Source organism: Acinetobacter sp. 251-1, assembly GCF_030329305.1.
GTDB classification, from domain to species: domain Bacteria; phylum Pseudomonadota; class Gammaproteobacteria; order Pseudomonadales; family Moraxellaceae; genus Acinetobacter; species Acinetobacter piscicola_A.
In genome coordinates, this window is record NZ_JACANS010000014.1 from 57,885 (window position 1) to 82,574 (window position 24,690).

The following is a 24,690-nucleotide window of genomic DNA, read 5'->3' on the forward strand; positions in this document are numbered from 1 at the left end:
GTTTATCTACAATCAACATAATCCACCTTATGCAAAATGCAATATATAGATTAAGTAATTTCAATCAATTACAAGCTCAAATCAAATAATCAATTACCGCACGAATCACACCTAAAGTTAGACCGATAAAAGCACCTACCACCACGCCATTGACTCGAATCATGTGCAAGTCACCACCGACTTCACTTTCGATCTTATCAATCATTTCACGAGAGTCCCATTCATGGATGCGTTGACTGATAAATTTAATCACTTTTTCACTGTATTGATCACTTAAAAGAATTGCCATTTCACTCATACGCTCATTTAATAACTGACGTACAGATTGATTTTCAATTAAGTTTTCACCGACTTGTTGAATGGCAACACGCAAATTCAGAGCAATGCCAGAGTCATCTTTTAATAAATCGGCTTTGATTGCATCACATAAAATCACCACAGCACCTGTGATGAAATTGAGCACGGATTCACTGTCCAATAATGCATTTTTGGTTTCATTCAAACGAATACTGACAGCACTATCATTGTCCGCAAGTTCTAGCATCAGGTTGTTGGCAACATCTTCAATTTTTTTGCGAAATGGATGCTCAGGATCAGCCAAAATCGCTTCAACTTTTTCCAATAAAGAATCAATCGTACGTTGTTGAACATCAATACCAATCCAACTTGCACCTTTGGCAAGTTTCCATACACCTAATTCTTTAAATAAACGGCGAGTCAAATCTTGGGTTTGTTCAGGATGATTGACCATCCATTCATGTGCTATGTCTAAGCCACGTTGTAGTACGTCTTGATGAAAATCATTGTCTAAAACTGCACGCAGCATTTCACTGGCAAGGTGATTAATGTGTGTATTTTTGACCCATTGCACACTGTTATTTTGGATGAATTTTCCAATTTGTTGCTGACCGACAAAATCAAAAATCTTGGGAACAGTCTGTTGGATGACATCCGTCACTTGGCTGTTATTTTTTGGATTGGCAAGCCATTGTCCAACAGCCAAACTCAAGTCAGTTTTTTGTAGACTTTTTTCCACAATTTGCGGTGAAAGGAAGTTTTCTTGTACAAATTTTCCCATTGACTCAGCAATGCGGGCTTTATTGCGCGGAATAATTTCCGTGTGATCACGTAAAAATTTTGGAATAGGAATTTTGCCGAAAGGGTTGCGAAACAGTACGGTAATGGCATACCAGTCTGCCAGACCACCGACCACGCCTGCTTCTGCACCGAGCATTAAGATGTGAATAAACCAAACGTATTCAGGTAAAAGCTTGGCTGCAATAATCAGTGCAATCCAAATCACCACTGCCACAACTAAAGCGATGGTGGCAAAGCGTTTACTGCGATTCAGACTCGGTACATTCACGTCTTGGGCTTGGTTCATGCAACATCCTGAAAATTATGGTTTGTTTGATGATACATCAGTCGCTTGTGGTTGTAATATTTGTCCTGTCGGACTAAGGCCATATTTTTGTCCTAAAGACTGTAAAATCAAGCCTGCATCAAAAGCATCATTCGGTGCTGATTTTTTATCTTGATAGCATTCAATAGTATAAGACACTTGAGTTGGGTCAAGTGTGACTACTTGTGGCATGTCATAAAATGGGTCGAAGAAAGCCCCATGACGTCGATAACCATATGGATAATAGTTTGGTGTTGGGTAAACCACCGCTCTACGAGGCGGTTGTTGTGTACGATTGCTTGGGTCATCAAGCACTTTAAAAAATTGAAAACCATTTTGTACTGTGGTTTGTGCAGCTTTGAGTAAGGTAATTTCTTCGGCTGTACCATAACTCATGTTACGCGTTTCAAAGCTGATGCGAAATGTATGTGTGTTTAGCGCTAACGTTGAAAACTGTCCCAGTTGGTCAAAGGTACGGGGTTTCGAAGGTGTAGAAGCACATCCCGTCATGGTGAATACTGCCACCGCAGTTAGACCGATGAGTATTTTGTTCATACCGTGCTCCTTGGGATGGGTCAGTGATTAAGAGTATTTATATTGCCTGAAATAGTGGGATAAATGATGTATTTTAAGCAGAAATTTGTTAAATGTATTTTGAGAAGCATGATTTCAATGATTACTGCAATACAACATTATAAAATGAAAAATATTCAATTTTAATTGGGATGTTTGTTAGGGGTTTTATAAAAAATTATTAGGATAATTTTATTTTTTTAAGGGCAAAATGAAAGTGCATTCCTCCACCTTGCCGTGTTGGATTAAGTTATAACATCTGCTTAAAAACCACTATTGGGTTGTTTTAAAAATTCAATTTCTTCTGCAGTAGATTCACGTCCTAATATTGCATTTCGATGTGGATAACGCCCAAAACGATCGATGATGACTTTATGTTTTTTCTCAAAATCCAAATTGATAGGATTGCCCAAAGCTGCAAATAACTTTAATGCTTCTTCATGGATCAGTTTAGATTCGCTGTGCATATACGGCATATATAAAAATGAACGCTGTTCAGGACGCAGATTTTTGTCTAAACCTAAATGAACAGCTTCTTGCGCTAGGGTTAAGGCTTGTGCATCTTGTGAGAAAGCGGCAGCTTGATCTCGATAAATATTTCGTGAAAATTGGTCAAGCACAATGATTTCAGCCAAACGACCTTCAGCACTATCACGCCATGTATACAATTCAGCTTGTTTGGCTTGTGCTAAAACTTGATTAAAGCGTTGATGAAGTTGTTGGTCAAAGTCATCACTTTTTGCAAACCAAAAAGGTTGAGTATTTGGAGCAAACCAAAAATCGAGAATGTCTTGAGACTTCATATCTATTTAAATTCTTTTGAAAGTATTCTTGCATAAAATCACAATTCTGAAGTGTCTAAAAGCGTTTAATTGTGATAAAAAATTGCCGAAAAAATGAATATTCTGTTTAAAAGTACTTTGAATATACATGTATATCGATAATTCACGTTATACTTGTGGGCATCAAAAATATTTTATTTTAAAAACTTTTTTAAGATAAGTGAGTAAATAATGAGTCAAACTGAAGCCAATTCTCAAGCCATTTTGCCAACTTGGGCAAGTGCTGAATTATTACAAGGCATGTTACGTGGCATTGAGCGTGAAAGTTTGCGTATGCAAAGTAATGGCTTCTTATCTCAAGCAGATCATCCGCAAAGTTTGGGTTCTGCGCTGACCCATCCGCATATTACAACAGACTATTCTGAAGCGTTGATGGAGTTCATCACGCCACCGAAAGCAAGTATTCCTGAAGCATTGAATTATTTGGCAGATATTCATGCCGTGGTGCATCGTCATTTAGAAAATGGCGAAAAACTGTGGCCTTTGTCGATGCCTTGTATGTTGGATGACCAAGAAGAGAGTATTCGTTTGGCACAATATGGTTCATCGAATATTGGTAAATTTAAAACCTTGTATCGTCATGGTTTAGGCATTCGTTATGGTCGCCGTATGCAGACCATTTCAGGCGTGCATTATAATGTGTCATTTCCCGATACTTTATTTGAACAATTACAACAACATGAAACAGATGAAGCATTAAAAAACCTGAGTTTACAAGATTATCGTAGCCATCGTTATTTGGGCTTAGTACGTAATTTTATTCGCTTAACACCATTAGTGATGTATTTGGTTGGTGCGAGTCCATCGGTATGTAAATGTTTTATGACAGGGCGTGAGCATCATTTATTGCCATTGGTCAAAGGGACATTATTTACCCCTTATGCAACGGCTTTGCGTATGGGACGTTTTGGTTATCAAAATTCTGCACAAAAACAATTGGGTATTCATTATAACAACCTTAAATGCTATGTCGCAGAACTACAGAAAGCCGTCAATACACCCTATGCACAATTTAGCCATTTGGGCTTAAATAATAGTAATGGTGAGCCCATTCAGATCAATGATCATGTGCTACAAATTGAAAATGAATACTACAGTTTAGTACGTCCTAAACAAGTACCACAAGCAGGTGAAACACCATCGGAAGCATTAGCAAAACGTGGTATTGGTTATGTTGAATTACGGGCGGTAGATGTTAATCCATATGTGGCGATTGGGATCAATGAAACGACTGCAGGTTTCTTGGAAGTTTTAGCTTTGTATTGCTTACTTAAAGACAGTCCTGAGCTTTGGGAAGAAGAGCAAGATTTGATTGAAAAAAATCAAAATGAAGTGGTTAACCGTGGACGTGCGCCGAATGCAGCGATCCAAGAAGCAGGACAATCTTATCCGCTTGAGCAATGGGCATCTCAGCATTTATCTGCAATGTTGCCATTGGCTGCATTATTGAATGAAAGCTATGACACCAGTTTATATACGCATGCTTTGACTGTAATGCAGCAACGCATTCGTAACGTAGATGAGACACTATCGGCACAAGTCATTGAAGATACTTTACACCATGGTGGTACATGGAGCTTCGGTAGTGCGATGGCACATCAGCATGTGAAAAGTTACGAACAACATGTATTAAGTGCAGAAACTTTAGCGTATTTTGAACAACTTGCAACCTCATCATTGCAACAACAACAGCAACTTGAGCAAGAAACAGATTTGAGTTTTGAAGATTATCTTGCCAAATTTAGATGATATAACCACATCAAAAAATGAGAGGAAAAGCCATGCAATGGCAGAGTTATCGCTTCGTTAGTGGTCTTTTATTTTTAGCAAGTGTGATTGGAATGGCATTTGCGTTGTATTTAGAACATGTGCAAGGTTTAGACCCTTGTCCTTTGTGTATATTCCAACGAATAGGCTTGATCGGGTTAGGTTTAATTTCCCTAATTGCGCTATTACATCATCCAAGAACCAATGTCTTTAGGCGTTTTTATGCATTTTTGGGGTTGCTATCAATTGGATGGTCAGTTGCGATCGCGGGGCGTCATGTCTGGTTGCAAAATTTACCCCCTGATCAGGTACCTAGTTGTGGTCCAGGGCTAAATTATTGGGTGGATACTTTGCCGTTAAAAGAAGTATTTGCAAATGTCCTTAAAGGTTCAGGTGAATGTGCCATGATTGATTGGACTTTCTTAGGACAATCTTTACCTGTATGGTCGCTGACTTTCTTTAGTGTGCTTGCGTTAATTAGTTTATGGCAGTTATTTAGAAAATATCCTACATAAATGTAAAAATGCCAACGTAAATGTTGGCATTTTTTATATTCCATCGTGATAACTTTGGGTCAAGTTTCAACAATTCCTTCTAAACTTTCTAATTTAATTAAATATTTACGAATCTGTTCTTCTGCGATTTCATCATGGTGTGGATAAAACCATTTCGCGATTTGTTCAGCAACATGAGGATGATATTGCAATTCAAAATGATTTAACCCATAAAAAACAGCTTTATGTGATTCAGGCAATTTTAATTGAAATCTTGGATTAGGATGTTCGCCTAGTGCGCTTTTTACACTAACTAAATAATCGCCGATGACTTTTAACGTACGATTCTTGCGATTTTCAAACTCAAGAGTTCCTGCGATGAGATAGGTATTGATATAAGAAGGTAAAGGAGCAGGTTTACGGTTGTCATCCATTAAACCAATTCGTGCATGGTTATGTTCCCAATCATCATCACGCACACTGCCAAAACGTAAGTCCAAAATGCCATTACTACGAATATTAACGACATGACTGACTAATTTGACCAAAGGAAAATGTCCGATTTTATCTTGTAGTGCAAAACCAAATCGTTCTAACACAGCACCATGATGAGGCGAACCTAAGCAGACAAGGTTTTCAACCATATGAATCCATTGATGCATATTTTGCTTACCATAAAACAAGGCGCTACGTGAAACCAATCCACCCATACTATGTCCAATCAGGTCAATACTGGTAATACGCGGATTACGTTTGACTAAATCTTCTAACATATTAGCTAAAGAACGCCCATTAGCTGAAATACGACGACCTGTATTGTAATGTACGTATAACATGGTGTTATTGTCACGTTGGGCAAGTAATTTTTCACCAATTCCGCCATTGCCACGGTTGCTCCAATCCAAATGATTCATACATAAACCATGTGAAAAAATAACCATGCGTCCAGCCAAATCGCCTTGCTGAATTTCACCATAATGGTCATACAATACAGTGGATAATGCTAAAGGATTATGTGTTGCGAGTAAGTAGTCGCCAAGTACACCATTGAGCGCACTGATCAAGAACGTCAGTGTGGGGGTTAATGGTTTGTCATGTAATTTAGGAAAATGCTCAATCACTTTACGTAAACTAGGTGCCAAAAAGTAATGCCCGTAGTTTTGCAGTGAGTTAAAACCAAACTGATAGATTTTTTCGACATAAGGACGTGCTTGGAAACGTTTGGCTTTTTGTTTACTTAAACCAAAAACACTGAGTAAAACTTCACGTTGTAAAGATTGAATCAGATCTTGCACGACACTATTAAGTGGTGTGCTGACCAGTTGTGCTAAGCCTTCTAATACATCAGCCTGACTGGGTGGAGAGCGATCCCATTTACAATAAGTCTCGTGTAGTGGTGTTAAACTTGCCATATTTTCTTATCCTCCATACGATCTAAACCCATTAAAATGAGTTAGATCTAGACTTATATCCCTATATCATTCTATTCATCATCTTGAAACTTGATTAGCATACTGTTTCAAGTTTCAGCATATTGTTTTTTTGTCGGACAATAAACTGTGTTGTACAAATTGAAACATTATGTGATGTATATCACACTAAAAATTATATGAGCTTTGTTAAATTTGCAAATGGTTTTAGATGAATATTATTTATTTACATGGGTTTAAAAGCAGCCCCTTTTCTATAAAAGGGCAACAGCTGTATCAACACTGTCAATACATTAGCGAATGTCAGGTACATTTGCTAGATTTAAATTGTCGACCTGACGAAGTGATACAGAAAGTCTCAACAATGCTCACTTCACTCGATCAAGTGGCTTTGGTGGGAAGTAGTCTTGGTGGTTTTTACGCAACACAATTAGCAGAAAAGTTTAATATTCCAGCAGTTTTAATTAATCCTGCTGTACAACCGTGGGTATTATTTAGAACATTATTTGGAATAGAGCAGTTACCTTATCAAGTCAATGAAAAATGGACTTTAGATAATACACAGCTTAATTTCTTAGAGCAGACGGCGATAAAAAAATTACAACATTCTGAAAATTTTTTAGTGTTATTACAACAAGGTGATGAAGTTTTAGATTATCGTGAAGCACAAGCATTTTATAGACCAAATTCTTTTGTGATTACAGAAATGCAGGGGAATCATGCGATGGAAAACTTTGCAGAAAAAATTCCGATGTTGATTGAGTTTTTATCAAGTTTTTATCAAGTTTAATTCTAAAAATAAAAATGCTAAGGCTAGTTCATAGCCTTAGCATTATACAGTCTATATTTTTGGAACACTTATTCAAGCACTGGACGTTTGCTTGGGTTCCATTTGGTTAAAATGTCATTCACCGCAATTTTGTTGTAGCTATAGTATGTGCTTTGTAAACCTTTGATTGGTAAGTTGTAGTTTCCTCTAACAACTTGATTATTGTATTCAAACCATGCAATTTGACTATCATTAACACTAAAATAAGTTTTAAGTGCTTCTTTTGCTGCTGTGTCTGACGCAGTAAATAAAATATGCTTTGGTGCACCTTGTTTTGCTGCAATCAACTCATATTTGATCGTGTAGTTGAGTGTTTTATTTTGATCTTTATCAAAAACTGCAACATCAGCGACTTGTTTGTCATTTAAGCGAATGACACCATTACGTCCAGTATTTTGGTACCAAGCTTTGCTTTCGATGGCTTTTTCAAGTGTTGGGGCTGTCGTTGAACAATATGAACTTACCGTGTTACAGGTATAAATAGGATGAGGTGTATTTGTTGAACTAAATACTGTATGGGTACGATTAATAGAGTAATTCGGTTGAGTAATATCTTGTACCCAAGCATAGGCTTTGGCACCTTGAGAAAAATATTGAGTTTTAATAGCTTCAGGTAAAGGAATACCATTACCAAAGCCTTGGTTGATACCCTGTGCAAGGCTGAGTCCTGCAAGAGATTTTTCAGTTAATGTATAGTATTTAATGCCTGTATCTGACTGAATATAGAGCGTTTTAATACCTTCAGTACCAACAGGACCTTGTGAAACGGTCATATCTCCTTGAGTTTCTACCCATTTATTTTGAGCAATATTAAATACCAATGATGGAGCAGAGTCTTCTTGCCAAGTATTATAAGATGATCCTTGTGTTGCATATGTTTTAGTTTTGAAAGTTTTATCATCTTTTGAGTATAAATAGCTATAACTTGATAATTCGAGAGGATTTTCATTTACCCAATAGCTTATGTCATATAAATTGTTATTTTTTACCTCAGTGAGAGGGTCTTGTACATATTTGAAATTATCTTTCAAGGTTTTGTACTGTGACGGAACATATTCGGCAGGTTTTGGCGGTTCTGGTTTTGGTTCTACAGCATTATTATCATCCGAGTCACTTCCACCACCACAGGCAGTTAGGAGTAGTGTTGATACAAGGCTGGAGAGTAGGAGTATATTTTTCATATCATTTCTCATTCATATTAAAAAATTTATCTCAATTTTTATAAGGCAAAGCATGATTTTTTTGCAAAAAACTATTATCAGATTGAAATAAATCAAGAGAATCTTAACAAATTTTCAATCAAAACTTGAGTGAAAAATGAGTGAATCTGTAACAATTACGTCACTGACTGTCGTATTACCCCATTTAAGATGATGATCAAAGCTGTTTTTTTACTGAAAATGAGATACTGTACCAACTCATAATCTATCTGCTTAATTTTTAAAAAAGGGAAACTTGCAACGTGACGCAATACACAGCCCAATCTCTTGAGGTTTTATCTGGTTTAGACCCTGTTCGCCGTCGTCCGGGTATGTACACCGATACCACACGTCCAAACCATTTGGCACAAGAAGTTATTGATAATGCTGTCGATGAGGCACTTGCAGGGCATGCCAATAAAATAACCGTTACGGTATATAAAGACGGTTCATTGTCGGTTGAAGACAATGGGCGTGGTATGCCAGTCGATATTCACCCTGAATATGGGCAAAGCGGGATCGAAATCATCCTTACTAAACTCCATGCAGGTGGTAAGTTCAGTACAGATAACTACCAATTTTCAGGTGGTTTACATGGTGTCGGGATTTCAGTAGTTAATGCCTTGTCGGACCGCGTTGAAGTTGAAGTTCAGCGTCAGGGTAATCTCTACAAAATGGCATTTGAACATGGTGAGCCTGTTGCGCCTTTAGACGTTCTAGAAGGCAAAGCACCGAAGCGTGCTTCAGGAACAACGGTTCGTTTTTGGCCTGAAGCAAAATATTTTGATTCACCAAAATTTGCACTCAAAGCCTTAAAGCATAATTTAAAAGCCAAAGCCGTATTAGCCGCAGGTTTAGAAATCAATTATATAGACCAGATCAATGATGAAAAAATTCAGTGGCAATTTGAAAATGGTTTAGTCGATTATTTGATGGATGAAGTGCAAGACCGTGAGATTTTGCCAAATCCTGCTTTTGTCGCCAATGGTGAGGCAGAACGTGCCAGTGCTGAATTTGCGATTTGTTGGAATATTGATGGTGGCGAACAGATTCAAGAAAGTTATGTGAATTTGATTCCAACAGCGCAAGGTGGTACGCATGTGAATGGTTTGCGTTCAGGTATCATTGAGGCTTTACGTGAGTTTTGTGAGTTACGTAATTTATTACCACGCAATATGAAGCTGTCTGCTGAAGATGTATGGGATGGTGTGAATTATATTCTGTCTTTGAAATTACAAGAACCACAATTTTCAGGGCAAACCAAAGAACGTCTATCGAGCCGTGAAGCATCAAATATTGTATTAAATATTGCCAAAGATGCGTTTACTTTGTGGCTCAATCAAAACTCAGAAACAGCCATGCAACTTGCTGAAATGGCAATTGCTAAAGCAGGTCGTCGTTTAAAAGCAGCGAAAAAAGTGGAACGTAAAAAAATCGTTTCAGGGCCTGCTTTACCGGGGAAATTGGCGGATTGTGTTGGGCATACCCTTGAAGAATCTGAATTGTTTATTGTGGAAGGTGACTCTGCGGGTGGTTCTGCCAAACAAGCTCGTGATAAAAACTTCCAAGCGATCATGCCGATTCGCGGTAAGATTTTAAATACATGGGAAGTGTCTTCGGATGAGGTTTTGGCTTCTCAGGAAGTGCATGATATTGCGATTGCGATTGGCGTAGACCCCGGCAGTGATGATTTGTCAGAACTACGTTATGGTAAAATCTGTATTCTTGCCGATGCTGACTCGGATGGTTTGCACATTGCGACTTTGCTTTGTGCATTGTTTGTGAAACATTTCCCGAATCTAGTCGAAGAAGGGCATTTGTTTGTGGCAATGCCGCCATTGTTCCGTATTGATGATGCTAAAGATGTGCATTATGCACTTGATGAAGATGAGTTAGAAACCATCTTAAAGAAAGTAAAATCTAAAAATCCACAAATCACTCGCTTTAAAGGTTTGGGGGAGATGAATGCAAGTCAACTTCGTGAAACCACGATGGATCCAAATACTCGTCGTTTGGTGCAGTTAGATTTGGATGATAGTCAGTTTACTGCGGGCTTGTTGGATAAATTACTTGCGAAAAAACGTTCTGCTGACCGTAAACATTGGTTAGAACAGAAAGGTAACTTAGCGGATTTAGGTGTTTGATAAAATATAATGATCAAAGTAATGTTAAGCATTACTTTGATCAATTAAGGTAAAGTTTAGAAGTTGAGAGACTGATTTATTGTTGAGTTGATGTCTTGCTGATATTTCTAAAATTCTTTTACGAATTTCAATAAGCTCTTGTTTTAATTCCTGAATAGCAATTTGATAATCAGAAAATGGAATAACAATACCTTCAAGCTCTTCTTCCTCTTCTTCAATAAATCGAATTTGATCATTTTCTATTTTACAACTCAACATAGGATGACCAATCCAAAACCCAGTTAAATTTTTTTTAGCTAAGTTAATCCAGCTATCCACATCATTGAGATCGGAACAACATCTATGTGTGAGAATGGGATTTAATGTTTCAGCTATTTCACATAAAACAAATCCACCTTCAAGACTATTTTGATCTTTGTAAATAGCATCTTTTATAATTTTAACAAGATTATTTTCACTGGTTTGTTGAATAGCATATAAATTATAACCTTCTGCAATAGGTTCAAATGGGTCCATAAAGCCATTTAATTTATATACTTGATCAAGGTAATTTGTATATTCTTCATCTGAAAATGGATATGGTGGGGATTTAACATCAGGATGTGAATATTCTAATTCAAAGACTGGAATAAGTTTTAACTTCATCTAAGTCTCAACCTTATAGAAAGTACCACCTGCATAAACATTATGCCCAAAGCCACAACCTGAGTCTCCATCATCTTGTTTAACTTCAATATAATTTCCTAAATTTTGATCTGCTTTAAAATCAAGCTGAATGGTACAGTCTTCATATTTATACATTGCACGTTTTTGATTTAAAGCAAAAGTCGTATCAAACTCGCCCATATTAGGTCCATAAATAAGACTTCTTAAACCCATATATAGACCTGCATAGCTCATCTCATAAGCATTTTTAGTACGTTTAACTGAAATATGATCCCATTCGCCAAAACCTGCATAACTGACATATTCACCTGATAAATCATGTGAAATTTTAGTCTTTACAAGATTTTTTAAATTAAATTGATTGGACTTTTCATTTTTGTTAATCATTAACCATGCTCTTGCCCACATCGGTTTTCCCAATTTGGCATACGTCAGTGCCACATTATTTTGTGCCGTAATCACATTATTTTCAGAAAATTTAACAGTGGTTTCATCTGCATTACTCAGACAAAAAGATGTCCATGCGGCTTGGGTTTGAAAATGTTCTAATGCTTTTTTATAATTTTTTTGGTCATATAATTTTTTGCCTAATGTTGCTTCAGTCTTTATTGCTAGGCATCCTTGCTGTAATTCTTGTTGAAAAGAGGACGGTTCAGCATGTACATTTTGAAGGACGGAAAAAGCGAATATAGCACTCGAAAAAATAAGGATTTTTTGCATTGTTATTTAACATTAAAAATTTTAAATGGAATCTTTATAGCAAAATATTTGGGATTATATTGTCAAAATTTGAAAAGACAATGAAGCCTTTAGACTTCATTGTTGGGAAAGTTACAGCCTAAAAACTTTAAAATTTATAACCGAGTGTCAGTGTATAAAGCATTGGGTTGACATCACCACTACCGACTTTAGTGCCATTAATTTCAATATCAGAGTTGACATCAATATAGCGAAGTTCTGTACCTAAGCTTATATTTTTATTGATATTATAATCCACACCAAGCGTTGCAGCATATCCAAAAGAATTGCTAATATTAAGCTTATCATTGCTGATCAATTTTTCATTGAAGTAGTAAGTATAATTGACCCCAGCACCGACATAAGGATTGAATTTGCCATCTGGATTGAAGTTATATTGTACGCTCAAGGTTGGTGGTAAATAACGGGTATAACCAATTTTTTCACCATTGCCATAGATACGATGCTTTGGCGCAGTTCCAACCAACAGATCAACAGCGACATTGGGAGTGACAAAGTACAAATTGGATGCAGTTAATGCATAACTACGCGAAATACTGGTTACTGTACCATCGTATAAATTGCCTGGGTGATCTTTCGGCTCAATCAGCGTCACTCCTAGACGTGATTTAAATTTACTTAGGTCTATTTCAGCATAACTGTTTGAAAATGAGCATAATCCTAGACAGAGTAAAATACATTTTTTCATTGTCATCTCCATGAATATCAAAAAACAACGATGGATTCCTTGTCGTTGTACTTTTAGATAATCAAGAAACATGCCATAAATATTATTTTATAAAATTCAATGAATTATGTTTTTTAGAGATTGATACGCTAGAAAATAATTCAGCAATTGCTGAAACTAAAATTATTATTTTCATGCTTTGCTGAATTTAAAAAATCAAAATATTTCAGTATCTATAACGAGTTGCATCAAAACTAAATCACGCCATTGTCCAAATTTTTGTCCCACTTGCGGCATATATCCTGTTTGTTGAAAGCCTAAGTTTTGATGCAGTTGAATCGAGGCGGTATTTTCATGATCAATTGCAGCGACCATGACATGGATTTGTTGTTGCTTGGCATGTTGAATTAAGCTGAGCAATAAAGCTTTACCTAGACCTTGTCTTGCAAAGCGTGGGTCAATATAAATTGAATGTTCAACAGTATGTTTATAACCATGGATCGCCCGAAAACTTGAATAATCGGCATAACCTGCAATGTGCTTAGTTTCAGTTTCTTCTGCAACAAAAATCGGGAAATTTTGGCTGTGTAAGGTTTCAAACCAATTTTGGTATGCGTCTAAACTTTTTATTTCGCTATTCCATGTGGCTAAACCTGTTTCAATCTCCTGATTATAAATATTCATAATATGAATTAAATCCTGTGCTTGTGCAGGGCGGATATGAAAATGCATAGACAATTAGATGAATAAAAAGAAAGAATTAAACAATTTTTACGCTTTAAAAAATAAAAAAGCAAGACCGAAATCTTGCTTTAAAAATCAAATCTTTATAGTTTTAGAAATGATATTTTACTAAGGCACTCACGTCATTTTGGTCAACGCCTTTAATGCCGTATTTGTTATTCCAAACAGAGTGTTCAACACCGACATAAAGCTTAGTTTTCGGTGAAATGTGTTTACCTGCATTCCATTTCCACTGAGTTGTCCAGTTCAGTTCGCTTGCATGGTCATCTTCTGCTGTAGACCAATCAAGGAAACCATCAACTAAAAAGTCTTCTGAACCGAGTTTAAATGGCACACCATAAGTGATGGTCATTTGATAATCATCATCTTGTTTGTCATTGTCTGCTTTATAGAAGTTGATGCTAGCAAACTGTGTATAAGGAATAGCAAGGTCAAAACCTACACCATACAAAAAGTTGTTGAATTCTTGGTTAAGATCGTAACCTGCGTTATGTTCCCACGTGGTTGCAATGAGTACATCTTTGATTGGACCAAAAGCAAGTTTTTCACCAGAAACTTCACCCAAGCTTAAACGTGGAGATAACTCAAAATAGGTATTTTGTTCGTCATTGCCATCAAGTTGGTGGTCTACGAAGAAAAATACATCAGCGTATTTCAATTTTGCTGCGTATTCAGCAGTAACTGTTGTACGGTCTTCAGTACCCACTTCATAGTTTTCACCATAAAGTCCCGTTAAGCTGAAATCTTGCCAAACTACAGGATTCGCTTGTGCGAAAGTTGCAGTTGAAGCCAGTGTACATAGAGTTGCAAAGTGTGTGAGTTTCATGAAAATCTCTTCCCCCAAGAAAGCGTAACAAGGATACAGATTCTTAAGCAAAAATAAAGCCACAATGGTCAAAAATGTAAATTATTATGTAATTTAAGCAGGGCAGGAAAATATCTAAAATAGTAATATTCTGTAACCGCTATTTTTCACATGTACACTTGTATGCTTTTTGAGCGATTTTAGATGTGTGAAAAGTGTAAAATTATAAATAAAAAAAGATAAATAAATCATTAAATTAGAAAATAAAGTAACAAGTTGTCATTTTTCATATTGTTTTCATAAATATTTTCAAAATCCGCTTGCATATTTTTCAATATAGCCCGATATTGAAGATATAAGGACACAGAAACTTCTTTAAAGTGTTCATCATTCATTGTGGAGGTTACGACCAAAATTTAAATGAAGATGTGCTTAGTGCTGAAGCATCAGCCAGAATCTAACGTGCCGACATAAGAAAGTTTTGCACATACACATAAATGATTTTTTTTTAAATTTATTGAAAATATAAAATTGGTTAAAATTGGTTAAAAGAGGTTAATATTTATGAACATTGAAATTCGTACAGATAAAAATATTCAAAATAGTGATCGTTTAATTACCTATGTACGTGAAGAATTAAATCAAGAATTTCAACGTCATAGTGAGCGTATTACGCAATTTTCGGTTCATATTAGTGATGAAAATGGGGATAAAGGCGGCGATGACGATATTCGTTGTATGATCGAAGCCAAAGCTGCAGGTTTAAAACCAGTGGTTGTTACACATAAGGCGAAAAATATTGATCTCGCTTTGCATGGTGCAATTGATCGTATTAAACGTAGTATTGAACATGTTCTAGAGAAAAAAGAAAATCCACGTGGTGGAAAGTTAGAATTTAGTGAGACAGATGTCGAAGCTGATGAAGCTTAATGAGAAAAGCCCCGAAAGGGGCTTTTTTTATGGCATGTTGAAAAGTTTTGGTCAGAAAACAACAAAAAATGACATAAAATTTTGCAAAATCAGTAAGCTAATAATTACTTGAACTATCTTTTTTATTTTTCGGCATAATATGTTGCATATGAACTCCAAAATGAGATAAACACATGCTGACTGCGCCACAACAACATTTCTTACAGGCTATAGAAGCATTAGATTTGGAACAAGTAAAGCGTCTATTGGCTGAGGGTCTAGACCCTAATTTTATTGATCCTGAGAAAGGACCTGCTGTATCTGTATGGTCGGATGGTTTATTTCAATGGTGGGAAGTGGTTTGTGAAGCTTATGAAGCGGGTCAACCCTTCAGTGCTGAACAAAAGCAAGCACAGCTCAGTGTGCACTTAGAGATTTTAGAACAGTTAATTCAAGCCAATGCAAACTTCCATTTATGGGATGCAGAAGAGTGTTATGGTCCATTGTGGGATGCAGCAAGTGCTGCATGTGTACCTGCGGTCAAACGCTTGTTAGAACATAAAGTTGACCCAAATAGCAAAGATGAAGAAGGAAAAACCATTCTTACTTCAATTTGTGATCTATTTTTTGATCAAGATTTTGACGAAATAGATTGGTCACAGGCTTTACCTGAAGAGAAAGAAACTTTAGAGTTATTGCGTAGCCACGGCGCCAAAATGTCTAAAGAATTAGCTTAACAGAGTAATAGTATGACAATATCTAACAAAATCATCGTTCTGCTTGTAGCAAGTGCAAGTATGAGCAGCTTTGCAGCAGAATTTTCATTTGATCGTCCTGGTGCAGGATTTAGTACAGGGATTACACCTGTAGGTCAGGTGGCTTGGGAGCAAGGTTTACCGAGCGCAACTTATAGCGAAACAACGATCGATGGTGCAAAGGCAAAAACGGTGACCTTAAATGGTGATATGTTGTTGCGTACAGGTTTGGCATCAGGCTTAGAATTACAACTCGGTTGGGCAGGACCTGCATGGACACAAACCAAATATAAAGGTGAAAAAGCTGATGATAATGGTTTGGGTGATGTCAGTATCGGTTTAAAGAAAGCGATTGATTTAGACGATGATAAATTGTCTATGGCTGTTTTAGCACAAGCTGTGATTGCAACAGGGAATGAAGGCTTTAGTAACGAAGATGATATTTATAGCGTAGGTACTTCACTCGACTATAAATATAATGACTTGGTGAATACGGGCATTACCATGAATTATGCAGTGCAAGATGGTGACTGGTCAGTGACTGCGATTCCAACTGTAGGTTATAAAATTGCAGGTAATTTATCAGGTTTTTCTGAATTTATTTACCGTAAAGGTGAAAGCGAAGATTATCAATATGGCTTGGCTTCAGGTCTGATCTATGCGTTGAATGACCGTACTCAACTTGATGGCAGCATCGGGGTTGATTTAGAGGGTCAAGATCGTAGTTACAATGCAGGATTTGGTGTTTCATTCCTGTTCTAAAGATGGTCTTAAAAAATCAATTTAAGAAGAGCAACATATGTTGCTCTTTTTTATTGGGTCACAAAGATTTATAAAATACATAAAAAATGTTGGATACGCTATGTGCATTATTTTAAATGGACGTTGTTACAAACGGGGATAAATGCAGCCGTAAAAGAAAAGATTTAAAAAACTTAAAGATAAAATGAGCGTTTAATTTCCAAGCAATTTTGCTAGAAAATGAGTGATATTGTATCAACTTGGGTGATTCGATTAACAACTCAATAGCGCTCTGTTATATTTGCCGATTGATCTTGATATGAGAAATTTTGCTTGGCTACTCCTTTTTGGTATAACGCAGCACTTGCGATCGTCAAACCTTTGTATCAATGGCGTATCAAAAAACGTGCGACAGATTTGGCCGAATACCAACAGGAATATCTTGAGCGTTTTGGTCCCTTCCAAGCTGTGAAAAATACGCAGGCCATTTGGTTTCATTGTGTCTCTGTGGGTGAAACCAATGCTGCACAACCGCTCATTGAACATTATTTACAACAAGGGCATGCAGTTTTAGTGACCAATACCACTAAGACAGGTCAAGCACGTGCCAAGTCATTATTTCTAAAAGCACCGTTTGAGTCACATTTCCAAGCGGTATATTTACCTGCAGATTTGAAAGATTTGGTTGCAGATTTTTATCGTAAATATCAACCGAAACTGCTTATTTTGGTTGAAACAGAACTTTGGCCAAATTTGATTGATCAAGCGAAGCAATTCAATGTGCCTTGCTTGTTGGTTAATGCTCGACTTTCGGAGAAATCAGCCAAAGGCTATGGCAAAGTGCCGAGCTTGACGCGTTCAATGTTGCAAAAATTGGATGATGTTTTGGCACAAGATACAGCCACAGCACAACGTTTTATTGCTTTAGGCTTAGCTAAAAATACCGCGAATGTGGTGGGCAGCATTAAGTTTGATATTTCAGCACCGCAAATATTTATTGAAAAAGCGCAACAGTTACAGCAGGAGTGGAATTTACGTGCTCGAAAAATCATTACTCTTGCCAGTACTCATTCTCCTGAAGAACAAAAATTACTCACTGCGTTAAAGCCATACTTGCAACAACGACCTGAATTGTTGTGTGTGGTTGTACCTCGACATCCTGAACGTTTTGATGAGGTTTTTCAGGTTGCGCAAAGTTTGGGCTTAGAGACCCAGCGCCGTAGTTTAAGTGAAACGATTCAAGTCAATACTCAGGTCTACTTAGCAGACAGCATGGGTGAGTTATGGCAATGGTATGCGTTAAGCCAAGCCTGTTTTGTGGGGGGGTCTTTAAATGAGCCAGGCGGTGGACACAATATTTTAGAGCCGATGGCATTACATGTGCCAACTGTGATAGGTCCTCATTATTTTAATTTCCAAGTCATTGTCGATGATTTTTTACAGGCAGATGCCGTAAAAGTCGGTCAATCTGTCGAGGATGTCGTGGCTTTGCTGCTGCGTTGTATCGATGATACACATTTTGAACAACAGCTTACTCAACATGCAGATCGTGTGTTGACTCAAAATAAAGGTTCTTTGCATAAGCATATTGCAGTGATTGATACCTATTTATGAATATTGTGTTATTAGACCCACGACAAACCCAATCGGAAATGTGGACAATCACCTCTAAAAGACAACTAGAACATTTAAAGACGCATGTGGGTGTTCAGGTTGGAGATACTTTAAAAGTCGGTATTCTTCAAGGAAAGCGTTATCTTACAGAGGTTGTGAGTATTGCGGAAAATGCAATTAAAATTCAGGCTATTCGAGAAGAAAGCGTTCCTGCTAAATTACCTGTGACCTTGATTGTCGCAATGCCAAGACCAAAAGTTTTGCGCCGTTTGATTATGGATGCAGTGACTTTGGGTGTAGAAAAAATCATTCTTTTACATAGTTATCGGGTGGATAAAAGTTATTGGCAGACGCCTTTTTTACAACAACTTGAGCATTTTATTATATTGGGTTTAGAACAAGCAGGTGATACTCAACCACCCCAAATTGAGCTGTATAAACGCTTTAAACCCTTTGTAGAAGATGTATTGCCGACGCTTATTCATGAGCAATGTCCTGCTTATGTGGCGCATCCTTATGTAGAACAAAAAATGCCTTTTGCGATTGATCATGCCTGTAGCATTGTGATTGGTCCTGAAGGTGGTTTTATTCCATATGAAATTGACTTGCTCATCAAAAACGGCTGCCAAGCTGTAAGCTTAGGCAACCGTATTATCCGTACTGAAACTGTGATTCCTTATGTTTTAGGACGCTTATTTAGCACGTGCTGATTCTTCTTCTGGGTTTTCGCCACGATAGACTTTAACTTCCTGTACAGGATATGGAATCGAAATACTATTTTCTGCAAAAGCCTGAATGACACGTTCTTGGACTTCACTGATCGATGCAGATGTCGTAGTTTCAGAGGTATTTACCCACCATTGCACTTTTAAATTGACTGAGAAATCTGCTAATGCTGAGACATTCACACTAAATAAAGGCTGACTGAGAATGGTTTGATCATGATCCAAAATTTTCATGATAATGCTTTTAGCTTCTTGTACATTGTCCTCATAGCCAATCCCCACCACAAACTCACAACGGCGGCGTGGGTAAGCGGTGTTCACGGTTACTGCACTGGTATATACCGTTGCATTAGGAATGACGATACGGCGACCATCAGGTGATTGTAAAAAAGTTGCACGTATCTGAATATCTTCAACCGTTCCTTCCATATTATTGACCACAATCGTATCGCCAATTTTGAAAGGTTCACTGAGTAAAATCAAAATCCCTGATAGCATATTTTGGAAAATGTCTTTGAAGGCAAAACCAATCGCAACAGAACCAATACCTAATGCACTCATTAATTGACCTGGGGTAAAACCTGGAATAGCGATGACCATCGCAATGAGGAAACCAAAGAAAATAATGAAGGTACTACCAACACGGTTGAGTACTAAAACTAAGTTTTGGCGGGTATATGAGCGATTTTCAAGGGTTTTACGCACGAAAAATTTAAAGACTTTTGACAAAAGCCAAAAAATCATCAGTACCACAAGCGCAATACAGAAATAAGGCACACGTTCCCAAAAACCATCCATAATTTTATCGATGGTGGTATAGGCATCATTATATTTCGCGGTGTGTTTAATCACAGTTTCTGCTGTTTTTTCACTAGCAGTATGTAGCAATTGAGTGGTGTCTTGGGCAACATCACTAAGTTTGGTTGTTTCTTCAGCCACTTTAAAGTCCAATAAAAAGTTGAGTGACTCTGCCTTGCATTGACAAAATAAATGATCACAAGGCGAGTTTTGACAAGCAGTTAAATCACTGGGTTGTCAGGTTAGAAATAATCAGTACTGTGCTGAATGATTTCAGTCGGTTTCTCTAGGTCACCTGTTCCGACCAAATAGGAGATGGCACTGGCAGTTGCGATTAAACTGAATATGGTCAATAAGATCAGTGTCCATGCAATGATTTTTTCAATCACTGTGGCAGGGCGAGGATGTCCATAGCGATTATATGTCGCATCACCTTGAGCAAACAGTAAATACAGTGTAAAAAAGAAATTCACCACAGGTAAAAACAGCAGTAAACACAACCAGCCAGAATGATCACGATCATGTAAGCGACGAATAATGATCACAAAGTTAAAATAAATATACAACACAACAAGCAGACCATAACTTATGCTACTCATCATGCCAAAAGTATTTAAAGCATGTTGATTTAATGACAACTGACTTAGGTTAAAAATGCCTAGTGCTAAACTGAGTGCAATCACTGCTGCCAAAAAAATAAAATGTAGCAAACCATACCAAGCAATATAACTGAGACGATTAAAACGCCCTTGTGCTGTAGAGGGTGGGGCTGTGGGCACAGTATTTTGCCGAGAAAAAAATGGGGCGCTATCTTGAGATGACATAGAGATTAACTTTTGAATACGTCTAGTAAGAAAGTGTAACGACTTAAAAAATATGCCTAAAGCATTTGTGAAATTATAAGATCAAAAAACGACAAAAAAGCTGATTTTTTTGAATGTTTTTGCAAATGATTTGTACAAACACGATCATTAAAGTGAACGCCTCGTCTACGACCAAAGCACTATTGTGATCTAAAATGCGCTATCGTAATACTGAATGTATGCAAGGAATAAAATCAAGAACGTAGGCATAGATCTCGAGACGAGATGATTAGAAAATAAGGACGTATAATATGAATGAAGTGTATCCAGTACCAGAAAATTTTGTAAAAACTGCAAGAACCAATGAAAAACAATATTTTCAACGTTATCAAAAGTCTGTTGAAAATCCTGATCAGTTTTGGGCTGAGGCTGCGCAACAACTGGATTGGATCAAACCCTTTACCCAAGTTAAAAATACCAGTTATGACAAGGATAATTTCAAAATAGAATGGTTTGCAGATGGGCAACTCAATGTCAGTGAAAACTGTTTAGATCGGCATTTAAAAGTTCATCCACATAAACCTGCAATTATCTGGGAAGGGGATCATCCTTCGCGACATAAAATTATTTCATTTGTAGAGCTGCATGATGAAGTTTGCCGCTTTGCTAATGTACTCAAAAAGCATGGCGTAAAAAAAGGTGACCGTGTTGTGCTCTATATGCCAATGGTGCCTGAAACCACCATTGCGATGTTGGCATGTACGCGAATAGGTGCAGTACATTGTGTGGTATTTGGCGGTTTTTCCCCTGACTCTTTGGCAAGTCGCATTGAAGACAGTCAGGCAAAATTGGTGATCACGGCTGACTCAGGTTTACGCGGTGGTAAACCGATTCCAATCAAAGAAAATGTCAATGCAGCCTTAAATATCAAAGGGACAGAATCCGTGGAAACTGTGTTGACGGTGTATCGCACGGGTGAACCGATTGAAATGAAAGAAGGGCGTGACCTATGGTATCACATGGAAATTATGACCGTCACGGATGATTGTCCACCTGAACCCATGAATGCTGAAGATCCATTATTTATCTTATATACATCAGGTTCGACAGGGAAACCGAAAGGTGTTTTACATACCACAGGTGGCTATTTAACCTATGTGAATTGTACCTTTCGTGAAATTTTTGATATTAAACAAGATGATGTGTTTTGGTGTACTGCTGACGTTGGTTGGATCACAGGACATTCTTATGTGCTATATGGACCTTTATCCAATGGTACAACCACATTGATCTCAGAAGGTGTGCCACAGTACCCAACATGGGCACGTACAGGACATATTGTTGATAAACACCATGTCACCATTTTATATACTGCACCGACTGCCATTCGTGCCATGATGCGTGAAGGGGATGCGTATATTCGTGAAAGTGATCGTAGCAGTTTGCGCTTGCTTGGATCGGTCGGTGAGCCGATTAACCCTGAAGCATGGAATTGGTACTATACCGTCGTGGGCGAAAGTCGTTGTCCAATTGTGGATACATGGTGGCAAACTGAAACGGGTGGGATTCTGATTTCTCCTTTACCGGGTGCAACAGCATTGAAGCCAGGTTCTGCAACACGCCCATTTTTTGGTGTACAGCCTGCTTTGGTTGACGCTGACGGAAATGAACTTGAGGGCGAGGCAGAAGGTAATTTAATTATCAAGGATTCATGGCCGGGTCAAATGCGGACTATTTGGGGTGATCCTGAACGCTTTATTGAGGCATATTTCTCAACTTATCCGGGCAGTTATTTCACTGGAGATGGTGCACGCCGTGACAAAGATGGTTATTATTGGATCACAGGACGTGTCGATGATGTATTAAATGTTTCAGGGCATCGTTTGGGGACTGCTGAAATTGAAAGTGCATTAGTGGCACATGAGCTGGTTGCAGAAGCTGCTGTCGTGGGGATGCCACATGACATTAAAGGGCAAGGTGTGGCAGCTTATGTGACTTTACAAGCCGATGCAACTGAAACTGAAGAATTACGTAATGCGTTAGTAGCTTGGGTGCGTAAAGTCTTAGGCCCAGTAGCCACACCTGATGCGATTTATTGGGCACCTGCGCTGCCGAAAACCCGTTCAGGGAAAATTATGCGCCGTATTTTACGTAAAATTGCGGCGAATGAACTTGATAGTTTAGGTGATACATCGACTTTGGCTGACCCAAGTGTGGTGGATCAGTTGATTGCAGAAGTGAAAGCCAATCATTGATTTGAAGCCCTTGGTCTATCCCTCTCCTACAGGGAGAGGGGGATATGCAATAGATGATTTATGGTCTAATTCTGCTAAGCTTAAAGTTAAATCACGTTGTATATCAACGACGCTATTTTATATCCCGTTCAATGTTTCCAACATCATGTATAAGTACAGCAGGCATTGAGATAAAGCCATTCAGAATGATCTGCTAAGCTAAAAATATTAAAAATAAGGACGATCTCATGAATGCTTTACATCCTCTGAATTTCACAGCGCTAGAAATTGCGCAGCAACTTGCTCACACGTTTGCAAAAACAGCTGCTGAGCGAGACAAAGCAGGCGGTAATGCCAAAGTGGAGCGGGATTTAATTCGTCAAAGTGGTTTATTGAGTTTGTCTATTCCTAAACAATATGGTGGGCAAGGTGCAGATTGGGCAACCATTTTTCAAACTGTCCGCACCATTGCCCAAGTGGATAGTTCTGTAGCGCATATTTATGCTTTCCATCATTTACTTATTGCAACGGTACAGTTATTTGCACAACCTACGCAATATGCAAAATGGTTTGAAGATACTGCAAAAAATAACCTATTTTGGGGCAATACCTTAAACCCTTTGGACAGACGTACCAAAGCAACTCAAGTTTCAGAGCAAGAGTTTATTTTTCATGGCGATAAAAGCTTTTGTTCAGGTTCGATTGACTCAGATATTTTGCTTTGTTCAGGGTTTGATGAGGAGGGAAAATTATTGATTGGGGTGATTCCAACGGCACGTGAAGGCATCAGCTTTTTGGGTGATTGGAACAATATGGGACAACGCCAAACGGATAGTGGAACAAGTCACTTCGAGCAAGTGAAAATTTCTAAAGATGAGTTATTGCTGAATCCTGGACCATTAAGTACTCCATACTCAAGTTTACGCCCTTTAATTGCTCAATTGATCTTTGTGCATTTATTTTTAGGTGTAGCGGAAGGGGCTTTTGATATTGCCAAAGAAATGGTGCAAAGCCAAAAAGCATGGTCAAAATCCTTAGTAGAAAATGCAGTGAATGATCCCTTTACTCAAAAGCATTTTGCAGAGTTTTATGTACAACTTGAAAGTGTACGTTTACTTGCCAATAAAGCGGTTGAAACTTTTCAATCTGCTTGGGATATCGGAGAAGGTTTGAATGCTGAACAGCGAGGAGAAGTATCGATTGCAATTGCCACAGCGAAAATTGCAGCGACCAATACTTCATTGTTTGTGACACAAAATATTTTCCAAGTGATGGGTGCTCGGGCAACCACAGCAAAACTCAATTTAGATCGTTTTTGGCGTAATGTACGCACACAAACTTTGCATGATCCGATTGATTATAAGTATCAAGAAGTTGGGGAATGGGTGTTGACAGGAAAAGTACCTGAGCCAAGTTTTTATTCTTAATGATAAAATTAAAAAGCCTAGCGAATTTAAACTAGACATCACTGTGAAAGATTTTAGATTTATACACACTAAATAAAATTGCTATTAGATAAGACAAATTTATGTGCACGTGTCAAAAAATTGATAACTTCTTTGTATGCCCAAATGGTTTTACAGATATTTTTAGTCGTATTGACTCATGAAGGCTTTTCGGAAAATAAGTGTATTCATAAAGGGTGTGATAACTATTCTTTGAATGGAATACAAATTTGCCTAAACCATTTTGGCTATAAATTTGATTTAAAGGATGGAAGTTATTAAGACTATGATTTTATACAAATAAATATCATTTAGGATTTTTTGATTAAAAAAATCCCCCAAGCC

General features: G+C 37.6%; 23 protein-coding genes. 11 read left to right on the plus strand and 12 right to left on the minus strand.

Features of this window, described 5'->3' with window-relative positions:
* Positions 1-76 precede the first annotated feature (76 nt).
* The 3 genes from HX129_RS12695 to HX129_RS12705 form a co-directional block, all read right to left on the minus strand.
* Positions 77-1,384: a DUF445 domain-containing protein gene (locus HX129_RS12695; protein ID WP_286436274.1), complete on the minus strand. Its 1,308-nt coding sequence runs from the start codon at positions 1,382-1,384 to the stop codon at positions 77-79.
* 15 nt (positions 1,385-1,399) lie between these two features.
* Positions 1,400-1,957, minus strand: a complete 558-nt coding sequence (locus tag HX129_RS12700; protein ID WP_286436276.1) for a CC0125/CC1285 family lipoprotein — start codon at positions 1,955-1,957, stop codon at positions 1,400-1,402.
* Between the two features lie 281 nt (positions 1,958-2,238).
* Complete coding sequence (locus tag HX129_RS12705) at positions 2,239-2,778, minus strand: DUF924 family protein (RefSeq protein WP_130074849.1); 540 nt, start codon at positions 2,776-2,778, stop codon at positions 2,239-2,241.
* A gap of 210 nt (positions 2,779-2,988) precedes the next feature.
* On the opposite strand from HX129_RS12705, the gene gshA reads away from it, so the two are divergent.
* A complete protein-coding gene (gshA, locus tag HX129_RS12710; protein ID WP_286436279.1) occupies positions 2,989-4,566 on the plus strand; it encodes a glutamate--cysteine ligase in 1,578 nt (525 codons plus the stop codon).
* A 32-nt stretch (positions 4,567-4,598) separates the two neighbouring features.
* A complete protein-coding gene (locus tag HX129_RS12715) occupies positions 4,599-5,099 on the plus strand; it encodes a disulfide bond formation protein B (protein ID WP_130074847.1) in 501 nt (166 codons plus the stop codon).
* A 59-nt stretch (positions 5,100-5,158) separates the two neighbouring features.
* Here the strand turns inward: HX129_RS12715 and HX129_RS12720 are convergent, their stop codons facing one another.
* On the minus strand, positions 5,159-6,490 hold the full coding sequence (locus HX129_RS12720; protein ID WP_130074846.1) for a PGAP1-like alpha/beta domain-containing protein: 1,332 nt from the start codon (positions 6,488-6,490) through the stop codon (positions 5,159-5,161).
* Positions 6,491-6,719: 229 nt separating this feature from the next.
* Between HX129_RS12720 and HX129_RS12725 the strand changes: the two genes are divergently transcribed.
* Complete coding sequence (locus HX129_RS12725) at positions 6,720-7,298, plus strand: YqiA/YcfP family alpha/beta fold hydrolase (RefSeq protein WP_180046414.1); 579 nt, start codon at positions 6,720-6,722, stop codon at positions 7,296-7,298.
* A gap of 68 nt (positions 7,299-7,366) precedes the next feature.
* Here the strand turns inward: HX129_RS12725 and HX129_RS12730 are convergent, their stop codons facing one another.
* Positions 7,367-8,518, minus strand: coding sequence for a hypothetical protein (locus HX129_RS12730; protein ID WP_286436281.1), 1,152 nt, complete (start codon positions 8,516-8,518; stop codon positions 7,367-7,369).
* 281 nt (positions 8,519-8,799) lie between these two features.
* Here HX129_RS12730 and parE point away from each other — a divergent pair, with 281 nt between their 5' ends.
* Positions 8,800-10,680 (plus strand): DNA topoisomerase IV subunit B, encoded by a 1,881-nt coding sequence (parE, locus tag HX129_RS12735; RefSeq protein ID WP_286436282.1) that lies wholly within the window; start codon positions 8,800-8,802, stop codon positions 10,678-10,680.
* Positions 10,681-10,704: 24 nt separating this feature from the next.
* Here parE and HX129_RS12740 read toward each other — a convergent pair whose 3' ends face one another.
* The 5 genes from HX129_RS12740 to HX129_RS12760 form a co-directional block, all read right to left on the minus strand.
* Positions 10,705-11,325 (minus strand): hypothetical protein, encoded by a 621-nt coding sequence (locus HX129_RS12740; RefSeq protein ID WP_286436283.1) that lies wholly within the window; start codon positions 11,323-11,325, stop codon positions 10,705-10,707.
* Entirely contained in the window at positions 11,326-12,066 is a 741-nt protein-coding gene (locus HX129_RS12745) for a hypothetical protein (RefSeq protein ID WP_286436284.1), read from the minus strand.
* Between the two features lie 127 nt (positions 12,067-12,193).
* Positions 12,194-12,793: an OmpW/AlkL family protein gene (locus HX129_RS12750; protein WP_130074840.1), complete on the minus strand. Its 600-nt coding sequence runs from the start codon at positions 12,791-12,793 to the stop codon at positions 12,194-12,196.
* Between the two features lie 195 nt (positions 12,794-12,988).
* Positions 12,989-13,504: a GNAT family N-acetyltransferase gene (locus HX129_RS12755; protein ID WP_286436285.1), complete on the minus strand. Its 516-nt coding sequence runs from the start codon at positions 13,502-13,504 to the stop codon at positions 12,989-12,991.
* 103 nt (positions 13,505-13,607) lie between these two features.
* Complete coding sequence (locus tag HX129_RS12760; RefSeq protein WP_130074838.1) at positions 13,608-14,342, minus strand: outer membrane protein OmpK; 735 nt, start codon at positions 14,340-14,342, stop codon at positions 13,608-13,610.
* A 543-nt stretch (positions 14,343-14,885) separates the two neighbouring features.
* Between HX129_RS12760 and HX129_RS12765 the strand changes: the two genes are divergently transcribed.
* The 5 genes from HX129_RS12765 (at position 14,886) to HX129_RS12785 (ending at position 19,050) form a co-directional block, all read left to right on the plus strand.
* The gene (locus tag HX129_RS12765) at positions 14,886-15,251 is read left to right on the plus strand and encodes an HPF/RaiA family ribosome-associated protein (RefSeq protein WP_130074837.1); all 366 of its coding nucleotides are present in this window, start codon (positions 14,886-14,888) and stop codon (positions 15,249-15,251) included.
* Between the two features lie 173 nt (positions 15,252-15,424).
* Complete coding sequence (locus HX129_RS12770; protein WP_130074836.1) at positions 15,425-15,967, plus strand: ankyrin repeat domain-containing protein; 543 nt, start codon at positions 15,425-15,427, stop codon at positions 15,965-15,967.
* A 12-nt stretch (positions 15,968-15,979) separates the two neighbouring features.
* Entirely contained in the window at positions 15,980-16,747 is a 768-nt protein-coding gene (locus tag HX129_RS12775) for a transporter (RefSeq protein ID WP_286434994.1), read from the plus strand.
* Between the two features lie 312 nt (positions 16,748-17,059).
* Positions 17,060-18,340 (plus strand): 3-deoxy-D-manno-octulosonic acid transferase, encoded by a 1,281-nt coding sequence (locus tag HX129_RS12780; protein ID WP_174493527.1) that lies wholly within the window; start codon positions 17,060-17,062, stop codon positions 18,338-18,340.
* Entirely contained in the window at positions 18,337-19,050 is a 714-nt protein-coding gene (locus tag HX129_RS12785; protein ID WP_286434995.1) for a 16S rRNA (uracil(1498)-N(3))-methyltransferase, read from the plus strand. The genes HX129_RS12780 and HX129_RS12785 overlap by 4 nt, the downstream gene beginning before the upstream one ends.
* On the opposite strand, the gene HX129_RS12790 is transcribed toward HX129_RS12785, so the two are convergent.
* Positions 19,033-20,004, minus strand: a complete 972-nt coding sequence (locus HX129_RS12790) for a mechanosensitive ion channel family protein (RefSeq protein ID WP_130074832.1) — start codon at positions 20,002-20,004, stop codon at positions 19,033-19,035. The two genes, HX129_RS12785 and HX129_RS12790, sit on opposite strands and share 18 nt — an antisense overlap.
* A 101-nt stretch (positions 20,005-20,105) precedes the next feature.
* Complete coding sequence (locus HX129_RS12795) at positions 20,106-20,687, minus strand: DUF805 domain-containing protein (protein WP_130074831.1); 582 nt, start codon at positions 20,685-20,687, stop codon at positions 20,106-20,108.
* A gap of 290 nt (positions 20,688-20,977) precedes the next feature.
* Here HX129_RS12795 and acs point away from each other — a divergent pair, with 290 nt between their 5' ends.
* Together acs and HX129_RS12805 are read left to right on the plus strand one after the other, a co-directional pair.
* Entirely contained in the window at positions 20,978-22,921 is a 1,944-nt protein-coding gene (acs, locus tag HX129_RS12800) for an acetate--CoA ligase (protein WP_286434996.1), read from the plus strand.
* Between the two features lie 227 nt (positions 22,922-23,148).
* Entirely contained in the window at positions 23,149-24,327 is a 1,179-nt protein-coding gene (locus HX129_RS12805) for an acyl-CoA dehydrogenase family protein (RefSeq protein ID WP_286434997.1), read from the plus strand.
* The last annotated feature ends 363 nt before the right edge of the window (positions 24,328-24,690 follow it).

Excerpts from the sequence above, each read along its gene's own strand:
- HX129_RS12760 (WP_130074838.1), bottom strand. The coding sequence starts at position 14,342 with ATGAAACTCACACACTTTGCAACTCTATGTACACTGGCTTCAACTGCA.
- HX129_RS12740 (WP_286436283.1), bottom strand. The coding sequence starts at position 11,325 with ATGAAGTTAAAACTTATTCCAGTCTTTGAATTAGAATATTCACATCCT.
- HX129_RS12805 (WP_286434997.1), top strand. The coding sequence starts at position 23,149 with ATGAATGCTTTACATCCTCTGAATTTCACAGCGCTAGAAATTGCGCAG.
- HX129_RS12755 (WP_286436285.1), bottom strand. The coding sequence starts at position 13,504 with ATGCATTTTCATATCCGCCCTGCACAAGCACAGGATTTAATTCATATT.
- HX129_RS12725 (WP_180046414.1), top strand. The coding sequence starts at position 6,720 with ATGAATATTATTTATTTACATGGGTTTAAAAGCAGCCCCTTTTCTATA.
- HX129_RS12730 (WP_286436281.1), bottom strand. The coding sequence starts at position 8,518 with ATGAAAAATATACTCCTACTCTCCAGCCTTGTATCAACACTACTCCTA.
- HX129_RS12695 (WP_286436274.1), bottom strand. The coding sequence starts at position 1,384 with ATGAACCAAGCCCAAGACGTGAATGTACCGAGTCTGAATCGCAGTAAA.
- HX129_RS12705 (WP_130074849.1), bottom strand. The coding sequence starts at position 2,778 with ATGAAGTCTCAAGACATTCTCGATTTTTGGTTTGCTCCAAATACTCAA.
- HX129_RS12795 (WP_130074831.1), bottom strand. The coding sequence starts at position 20,687 with ATGTCATCTCAAGATAGCGCCCCATTTTTTTCTCGGCAAAATACTGTG.
- HX129_RS12720 (WP_130074846.1), bottom strand. The coding sequence starts at position 6,490 with ATGGCAAGTTTAACACCACTACACGAGACTTATTGTAAATGGGATCGC.
- HX129_RS12775 (WP_286434994.1), top strand. The coding sequence starts at position 15,980 with ATGACAATATCTAACAAAATCATCGTTCTGCTTGTAGCAAGTGCAAGT.
- acs (WP_286434996.1), top strand. The coding sequence starts at position 20,978 with ATGAATGAAGTGTATCCAGTACCAGAAAATTTTGTAAAAACTGCAAGA.
- HX129_RS12785 (WP_286434995.1), top strand. The coding sequence starts at position 18,337 with ATGAATATTGTGTTATTAGACCCACGACAAACCCAATCGGAAATGTGG.
- HX129_RS12770 (WP_130074836.1), top strand. The coding sequence starts at position 15,425 with ATGCTGACTGCGCCACAACAACATTTCTTACAGGCTATAGAAGCATTA.
- gshA (WP_286436279.1), top strand. The coding sequence starts at position 2,989 with ATGAGTCAAACTGAAGCCAATTCTCAAGCCATTTTGCCAACTTGGGCA.
- HX129_RS12745 (WP_286436284.1), bottom strand. The coding sequence starts at position 12,066 with ATGCAAAAAATCCTTATTTTTTCGAGTGCTATATTCGCTTTTTCCGTC.
- HX129_RS12765 (WP_130074837.1), top strand. The coding sequence starts at position 14,886 with ATGAACATTGAAATTCGTACAGATAAAAATATTCAAAATAGTGATCGT.
- HX129_RS12700 (WP_286436276.1), bottom strand. The coding sequence starts at position 1,957 with ATGAACAAAATACTCATCGGTCTAACTGCGGTGGCAGTATTCACCATG.
- HX129_RS12750 (WP_130074840.1), bottom strand. The coding sequence starts at position 12,793 with ATGAAAAAATGTATTTTACTCTGTCTAGGATTATGCTCATTTTCAAAC.
- HX129_RS12715 (WP_130074847.1), top strand. The coding sequence starts at position 4,599 with ATGCAATGGCAGAGTTATCGCTTCGTTAGTGGTCTTTTATTTTTAGCA.